The sequence below is a fragment of the Kitasatospora sp. NPDC001159 genome, assembly GCF_053598235.1.
The window spans coordinates 1-7289 of record NZ_JBSFJV010000184.1 but is presented as its reverse complement, the minus strand read 5'-3'; the positions used below and the strand labels follow the sequence as shown (position 1 = coordinate 7289).

9 protein-coding genes are annotated in these 7289 nt (G+C 68.3%); 6 read left to right on the top strand and 3 right to left on the bottom strand.

All coding sequences use genetic code 11. From position 1 onward, the window contains the following. Positions 1-449 precede the first annotated feature (449 nt). Positions 450-1058, bottom strand: a complete 609-nt coding sequence (locus ACWC9T_RS39955) for a helix-turn-helix domain-containing protein (protein WP_449825952.1) — start codon at positions 1056-1058, stop codon at positions 450-452. A 110-nt stretch (positions 1059-1168) separates the two neighbouring features. Here ACWC9T_RS39955 and ACWC9T_RS39950 point away from each other — a divergent pair, with 110 nt between their 5' ends. From ACWC9T_RS39950 to ACWC9T_RS39940, 3 genes are all read left to right on the top strand, one after another. After that, positions 1169-1987, top strand: coding sequence for an MBL fold metallo-hydrolase (locus ACWC9T_RS39950; RefSeq protein ID WP_449825951.1), 819 nt, complete (start codon positions 1169-1171; stop codon positions 1985-1987). A gap of 31 nt (positions 1988-2018) precedes the next feature. Further along, complete coding sequence (locus ACWC9T_RS39945) at positions 2019-2408, top strand: hypothetical protein (protein ID WP_449825950.1); 390 nt, start codon at positions 2019-2021, stop codon at positions 2406-2408. Positions 2409-2517: 109 nt separating this feature from the next. Next, positions 2518-2709, top strand: coding sequence for a hypothetical protein (locus ACWC9T_RS39940; protein WP_449825949.1), 192 nt, complete (start codon positions 2518-2520; stop codon positions 2707-2709). 68 nt (positions 2710-2777) lie between these two features. On the opposite strand, the gene ACWC9T_RS39935 is transcribed toward ACWC9T_RS39940, so the two are convergent. After that, positions 2778-4238, bottom strand: coding sequence for a hypothetical protein (locus ACWC9T_RS39935; RefSeq protein ID WP_449825948.1), 1461 nt, complete (start codon positions 4236-4238; stop codon positions 2778-2780). Positions 4239-4453: 215 nt separating this feature from the next. Continuing rightward, positions 4454-4672: a hypothetical protein gene (locus tag ACWC9T_RS39930; RefSeq protein WP_449825947.1), complete on the bottom strand. Its 219-nt coding sequence runs from the start codon at positions 4670-4672 to the stop codon at positions 4454-4456. Between the two features lie 563 nt (positions 4673-5235). Between ACWC9T_RS39930 and ACWC9T_RS39925 the strand changes: the two genes are divergently transcribed. From ACWC9T_RS39925 to ACWC9T_RS39915, 3 genes are all read left to right on the top strand, one after another. Beyond that, complete coding sequence (locus ACWC9T_RS39925) at positions 5236-5517, top strand: hypothetical protein (protein ID WP_449825946.1); 282 nt, start codon at positions 5236-5238, stop codon at positions 5515-5517. 298 nt (positions 5518-5815) lie between these two features. After that, positions 5816-5977, top strand: a complete 162-nt coding sequence (locus tag ACWC9T_RS39920; RefSeq protein WP_449825945.1) for a hypothetical protein — start codon at positions 5816-5818, stop codon at positions 5975-5977. Between the two features lie 842 nt (positions 5978-6819). Then, positions 6820-7194, top strand: a complete 375-nt coding sequence (locus tag ACWC9T_RS39915; RefSeq protein WP_449825944.1) for a hypothetical protein — start codon at positions 6820-6822, stop codon at positions 7192-7194. The last annotated feature ends 95 nt before the right edge of the window (positions 7195-7289 follow it).

The following is a 7289-nucleotide window of genomic DNA, read 5'->3' as shown; positions in this document are numbered from 1 at the left end:
GGCTACCTCACGCCACTCGAGATCCGGCAGCGACACCAGCAAGGTCATACCCTCGCGGCGTAGAAGATCGGTGTCCAACCGCAGGGTGGAACTTCACCGCTCGGCCTCCTCCAAACGGGCGGACTCGGCCAACTGCTCCTCGCTCAGCCCCCGCAGGGACACCTTGATGCCGCCCCGGCCCCGTACGCTGATTTCGCTGCCGGTGGGGGTCGGCCCGTTGGGCCGGCCCGGCAACGAGGGGCGGGCAGCGGACGAGTGCCCGGGTCATGACGGTGGAATCGGGCCGTCGCCCCGGGCCGGGCCTGGTCTGGGCAGGGGGGAGTGACGATGCGGCGGATCCGCGCGCATGGTCGACGGCCGCCGGATCCGCCGAGGCGCTGGCCACGGATCTCGCTACCGAGCCCGATGCGGAGGCCCGTCGCCTCCCGCGAAACGCAGGCTGACGCCGATCAGGTTCTGCGCGAGATGACCATGATGTATTCGCAGGGGGCGTTCGTCGGGTTGGCGAAGCCGTGGTCCGCGTCGGCCTGGAAGAACAGGGAGTCGCCTGTGCTCAGGGTCTCGCTGATTCCGCCGATCGCGACGGTGAGGGTGCCTTCGAGCACCACGAGTTGTTTCTCCGTACCCGGCGGATACGCGGGCAGCAGCCCGGTGGAGATCTGCGCGGGGAGGTAGTGGACTACCATCTCGGCTCCTCCCGCACCCGGGGCCGCTGACACCATGTGCCGCTCGAAGCCGGTTTCCGGGTCACGGAAAACGGGGCGGTCGCTCTTGCGCATGACAACGGCCACACCGGACGCGGCAGCAGCCGACGCACCGATCAGGTCCGAGAGCGACGCGTCGAGCGCGTGGGCGATCCTGGACGCGACGCCGATCGTCGGGCTCTTCTCACCGCGTTCGACCTTGGACAGCATCGCCCGGCTGACCGACGACTGTGTGGACAGCTGTTCCAGCGTCAGGCCCGCCTCCTCGCGGCGTCGCCGCACGTTACCGCCGAACGCGCTGGCCAGGTCGTCACCGTGCTGTGGTTCGGCCGCGTTCGCGTCTTGCTCGACCACCGTGCTCCTCGATCGATGGGTACCGTGCTGCGCACAGTAGTGTTTCTCCTATAGAAGATATAATCTTTTATAGGAGAAACGCCAAGTGCGCCCAACGTGACGGAGGTTCCATGCGTTTGATCTCGAATGGCCGGCACCATGCCACGTTCGAATTCGGCGACCTGCAGGTGATCTCGTTGCGAGACGGGTACATCGACATGCCGCCGACACGGCTCCGCGGCGAGGACGGGCGCACGCTCGATGTGCTGCCGGCCGCCGTCCCGCTGGCCGGCGACAACCTGCGGCTGTCGGTCAACGCCTTCTTCGTCACCGACGGCACGCGGTCAGTTCTCATCGACACCGGCGCGTCCAACGCCTGGCACGACCCCACCATGGGATTGATCTACGACGCGCTCGACGAAGCGGGAATCGACCGCGCGCGTGTCACCGATGTGGCCATCACCCACAAGCACGAAGACCACGTGAGCGGCCTGATCGCGCCGGACGGTTCAGAGGCGTTCACCGAACTCGAGCGCGTGTGGATCGGAGCGGGCGACACCTCGGTGTTCACGGGGCGGCTCGAGCCGATCCGCGACCGGGTCGTACCCGTGTCGGAGAAGGTCGCGATCAACGACTGGATCACCGCGATCCCGACACCGGGCCACACGCCCGGTCACACCGTCTACGACATCAGGAGCGGCAGCGGCCACCTTCTCGCCTGGGGCGACACCGTTCACGTTCCCACGCTCCAATTCGATCAGCCGAACGTGTCCTGGGAGCTCGACGGCAACCAGTCCCAGGCCCGCGCCGCGCGAGCGGCCCTCCTCGAACAACTGACCCAACCACATCACTTCGTAGCCGGTGCCCACCTCGACTCACCCGGCATCGCCCGCGTAACCCCCTCCGGCGACGGTTACGCGCTGGAATACCTCGCACCACCGATCGGCTGATCGAGCCTGTCGGCTCCGGACCGCGCTCGCGATGGCGGCCAAGGAGGGCAAGCTCGTCGGGCCCGGGGCGGCGTCGAACAAGGCGGTCCGGCAGGCGCTCGGCGGCCTCGCGCTGCACGGCCTGGTCGCCTCGGACGGCAACACCAAGGACCGGCACAAGACGTGGCGCCGCCGGGCTGGACGCGGCCGCTTCGGTGCCGGGGATGGTCCGTTCGCAGATGGGCGGTACGGCTCGGGGCGCCGGCGCTCGGGCGCACAGCACGCGATGGCGGTGAACGAGACCGTGCTCGCCTTCGTCCTCGGCGGCACCGCGCCCGGGGCCGCGGGCGGGGTGGGCACCGTGCGCTCCTGGTCGACGGAGACCGACGCACCACCTCCGCCAGCCGGTCGATCAGTTCCGCCCAGATCCGAGCGGCTTTGACCGTCTGTGCGGAGCCCCCTTTGAGGGCGGGCGGCGGAGCCTGCCGGGCACCGGCGGCATGGTGGTGCTTGGCGGGGGCGAAACGCCTTCAGGACCAGGTTCGATCTGGGTGTGGTCGCTGATGCGCCGGGCGATGGTGAACTTCGTCGCGCCGGACCTCGCCGGCCTCCTGCGCATCGTCAAGCGCAAGCTCAAGCAGATCCAGTACCGTCCCGAGCTGATCGAGGGATGCCTCGCCGAGAACGGCCTGGCGATCACCAACCCGCTGATCGCCACACCCGGCCCGACGAGTTCAACCTGAGTAGCCGATGGAGCCCGGCAGAACGGCACAGTCCGTGACGGCCCCTCAGTTCAGGCGCGGATATCCGGTCACCAGGGCTCCGGCTTCGCGATCGGGGCGCCGATCAGTGGCAGCACCATCCGGAAACGGCCCGGGGTCTCCTGGATCACCTCGAACTCGACGCCAGCCGGTATTTGCATCTGCAGGAAGGCCTCGATGGTCGCCCTGGGCTCCTTCACCAACGCGCGCAGGAAGGTGGGGTCCGCCTGCGCCCGCTCGATCAGACGTCGCTCGATGGCCTGCCTGTCGGTGTGCTGGAACAGAGCGTGCCACTGCTTGGCCTTGCGCCACTCCGCCGCGAGATCGGCGACCGCCACGTCGTTCGCCGGCGCTTGCGAACCGAGCGCGTTACAGTTCGGAGCCGCCGCTGGCAGACTGTTTTGGAGGCCCCAGTTGCAGAAAACGTCGTGGCGAGTAGCCAGCCCCTCCGGGTTGGTCGTCCGGCCGTAGCCGTCGTCCTGGAACAGCCAGTCGCAAAGATCGGCGGGAGCTTGGCCGGCGAAGTAGGGGTCGGTCGACCCGGTTCCGAGAAAATTCTCGCAGATCGTGATGCCCTGCTCATCACAGATAGTGCCCGTGTCGGCGAACCAGGTGAAGTAATATGCTTCGAAGGTACTCCAGTTCTGGCTGAGCATATTCTCTATGTAGACGGACGGCGACGTGTCGCCGTTTTTGACGAACAAACCTTCTGGATCAAGAAGCACGAACCATCTCAGCGGCAACAGGGCTTTGGCGAGCGCGACCTTGTATGCCGCGACCGCGTCGTCGGTCATGGTCTGGAAAGCGACACTCTTCGAGTCGGGCACGGCGTATTCAGGTGAGGCCATCGTCCAGACCGTGGCCACCTCCCCGGTCGCCGGGTTGGTCCATGTCCTGCTCCAGTTCCCCGGTATGTCCCCGTAGATCTCAGCCAGATCGTCCAGTGCCTGAAGGAAGCTCTTGTCGAACCGGTCCCACACGTCGCCGATCACGCCCTTGAGGCTCGGCGGCGGATCGGTGTAGTAGCCCCAGAACAGGTTCGCCACGGCCGCCGAGAAGAAAGCGTTACCGGGAAAGGTCACGCCGCCGATGCCCCAGAGCATGTCGTCGATCAGGTTGGCGACGAACTCCTGCCCAGGGTCGTAGGACGGATCCTCGGACACCATGGAGTAGACCTCTTCGATCACATCCTGCAGGTAGTCATGGATGTGGTTCAGCCAGTCCATCTGGTTGCTGACGTTGGCCTTGGCCGCGGCCTGCTGCGCCGCCGTCGGCGGCGGAGGAGGCTCCTCCTGAAATTCTGTCGCAACATTGTCGTATAGCGTGCCTACGAGAATGGCCGGCTGCACCTCGCATCCCTGCGTCTGCGAGCGCCGATAGATGTTGCGCTGAGTTGCCGTCCCGTCGGGATCCAGCGGCAGATCGACGAGATAACACAGCGCGTAGTGATCGCCGCCCCAAGAGCTCCAGGGCCCGAATGAGCTCTCTCCCGAAGCGTTGGCGAAGGTCATCGCGTATTGATTCTGGGTGTTGTCCGGCCACCACGGGTTCGTAGACGGGAAAGGGGCATTCTGCGCATACCACGAAGGGGTGGGAGCCGTTGAGGGAGCGTTCGGAATCACGTCTCCGGAAAACTGCTTTCCACTCATTATTGCACTGCCTCCAGGTGCCTGGGTCCGCATCCGCGGACAACGTAACGTTGCCCTAGTGACTACACGAGCCGCCGTCAACTCAAGAAGGGGGGAGAAAGCACCTCCGGCTGCTTCAGATTGGCGCCAGCGGCATCTGCGCACTGTGCGCACTCGTGCCGCAGGAAAACAGCCACCAGGAGGGCGAGGACGGGGTCGTCCAGGCCCCACAGCAGCGCGCCCCGCCGGTAGTCGAGCCGTCTGACCTCGATCTGGAAGTCGATCGCCGTCGATGCGCTCCCGAGCAGCCGGCGCATCACCGGCATGGCACTGCCGCACAGCAGCAGTCTCGCCCGGTTCGGCCGGTTCGAGGGCCAGCAGCGCGCTCAGCGCGTCCGCCCAACCCCGCCAGCGTGACGGCGGGCCTTCGCCGGTGTGGCGGGCCAGCTCGTCGGAGAGCCGGCGCAGGGACTCCACCTCCACCGCCTCCCGCCCGCCGCAGTAGAAGCCGTCGCTCGCCCGGACAAGCTCCTGGAGCAGGTGGCTCTTGCCCTGACCGCGCGGCCCGGTGACCATGCCGACAGCAGGGCCCGGACGCGTGTCGCCCGCGAAGGCGACGAGCGCTTCCCATTCGTCCGTGCGGTCGAAGAGCGTCTTCGGCCGGATGACTGCGGCAGTGGCGGTTCGCACAGCTGCACCGTCCATTCGCTCGACGGCCCCAGCCCCCAGTACACGTCCGAACGGGCCGGCCCGCCTCCCGAATGGCAGTCGTAGTCGGGCACGCGGTCCATCCTGTCAGAGCCCACCGACTCCCCACAGCCTTTCTCCCAGCACCAGGAGTCCGGGCACATCCGCGCTGGCGGACCGTCAGAAGGCGGTCATGGACCTGGTGGTTCAGGCCTGGGGCGGCCGGTGGTGCTCTGTGGTCCGCGACTACGACGACGGAGACGGTTGGCGCGAGTACGACGACGCGGTGCCCATCGTCGCGACCACCCTGGAGCTGCTGGCTGAGCACGGCCCCCTCGGCCCGGTGTGGTGGCGCTTCGACCGCCCCGGCCGGCACTCCCTGATCGAGGCTTGGACAACCCGGACAACCGCGCCGCCTACGACCAGCGCCAGCAGGCCCGGGAGAAGAAGGCCCGCCACGCCCACCGGGAGCTGATGCGGACCCTGGCCTGTGCCGACTGCGGCCAGGTTCCCAAGCAGGAGAGCACCTACGAGTACGGGCTCCACGGCCCGTGGACCCGCCGCCCCGGCGGCCGCTGCTACCCGTGCCACCACAAGCACGAGGAACGCCAGGATAAGGCCGCCGCCAAGGCCCGGGGCCTCCTGGAGAAGGCCCGGGAGACCAACGCCGCGCTGCGCCCGTGCTGGACCTGCCGGGGCTCGATCGGCGGGAAGGCGGGCTCACCGCTGGAACTCGACGAGAAGGCCGGCCCGGACCGGTTGGAGTGCCCGCAGTGCCGGCCGACCGGGAGGTGGAGGAGCTGGGCCCGTTGGTGTTGCCCGTCCCGACCAAGCGGGAGCTGGTGGCCGCGTTGGTGTCCGCTCCGGACGATCCGTGGTGGGAGGACCGCGTGCTCCACGCGAAGCTCTACCCGGCGAAGGATCGGCGGGTGTGACCTGGTGGGTGCTGGTGGCGTGAAATGGCCTCTTGTGCCGTGTTGTCTGGACCATGACGCGTACGTGGGCGCAGGCTACGGAGCCTTCGTACTGGTCGCAGGAGAGGATCAGGCACAGGGGCGGTCGGTTCACCGGGTCGTGGATGAGACCGGCCGCGCGGGCCAGGAGCCGCTCGCGCTTGTCGGGGCCGGCCGCGCGGATGGTCAGGGGACCGAAACTCTCCAGCAGGTCCACGGCCCTGACGCCGTCGAACCAGACGTCGATCGTTTCCTGCCCTTCGCGCCAGACGGCGCTGCGCAGCAGCAGCGTCATGTGGCCGGCGCCGTAGCGCCAGATACGAAAGCGCCGCCCAGTCGGGAAGCTTGGTGACACGCCGTCCGGGCCTTGATCGCTCATCGCTCCGTGATCACCGCCCCGCTCGGCGGAGGGAAGGGGCCTCATCGCGGAGCCCCACCACCCCTGCTGCTGTGCCCTGGCCGCCGTCCTGGTCGGCCGCCAGGCCGTCCCGCTGCGCCCGGCCTGGGCCCTGTCCGGCCGATCTTGCCGGGCTCGCGACGCCGGGCATCCCTTCCCCAGCCCGCCGCCAGGACGGCTGAGGGCGGACCCTAGGGTGATCCCATGGACGTGGGGGCGGTACTGATCGCGATGACCGGTGTGGCGGGCACGTTGGGCGCCGCGCTGCTGACCCAGCGCGGCGCGGACCGGGTCAAGAAGCGTGAGCTGGAGATGAGCCACGCCATCCAGGAACGCCGCGAGAACCGCGAACTGCGGCGGCGGTGCTACACCGAACTCCACCGGGACGCCCGACAGTTCGCCTGCGCTCAGCCGCCACCTGTACGTCATGCGGGACCGCGCGCCCGGGGACGAGGACGTCCAGGCGCTGGAAGGGGCGAAGGACGCCCACCGGGACCGCTGGTCCGAGACCTTGATGACCGCCCCCGATACCGTGATCGGTCCGGCCAATAAACTGAACGACGCACTGACCCGGGTGTACGGGCAGATCAAGCGCATCGAACAGGGGAATCCCCGGCCCGGCGAGACGCTGCGATCGGCCGCCGAGCGGCAACACGCGCTCTGGCCCCTGATCCGCGCCACCCGAGAGGCGATGCGCGCCGACCTGGGCGTCACGGGCGCCGCCCCCTGGCCCGAGTCGACCTCGGCCGACGACCCGGCCATGATCGGCGACTTCGAGGAGACGGGCGGCGAAACCTCCTAGCTAGTACTGCAACCGCAGTTATGGGGTGTGGCCTCGGCGTTTGTAGTGGCTGCGGCGGGCGCGGGTCTGGCTGCGCCGTCGCCAGTATGACCAGC

Excerpts from the sequence above, each read along its gene's own strand:
- ACWC9T_RS39930 (WP_449825947.1), bottom strand. The coding sequence starts at position 4,672 with ATGCGCCGGCTGCTCGGGAGCGCATCGACGGCGATCGACTTCCAGATC.
- ACWC9T_RS39915 (WP_449825944.1), top strand. The coding sequence starts at position 6,820 with ATGCGGGACCGCGCGCCCGGGGACGAGGACGTCCAGGCGCTGGAAGGG.
- ACWC9T_RS39950 (WP_449825951.1), top strand. The coding sequence starts at position 1,169 with ATGCGTTTGATCTCGAATGGCCGGCACCATGCCACGTTCGAATTCGGC.
- ACWC9T_RS39945 (WP_449825950.1), top strand. The coding sequence starts at position 2,019 with ATGGCGGCCAAGGAGGGCAAGCTCGTCGGGCCCGGGGCGGCGTCGAAC.
- ACWC9T_RS39935 (WP_449825948.1), bottom strand. The coding sequence starts at position 4,238 with ATGACCTTCGCCAACGCTTCGGGAGAGAGCTCATTCGGGCCCTGGAGC.
- ACWC9T_RS39925 (WP_449825946.1), top strand. The coding sequence starts at position 5,236 with ATGGACCTGGTGGTTCAGGCCTGGGGCGGCCGGTGGTGCTCTGTGGTC.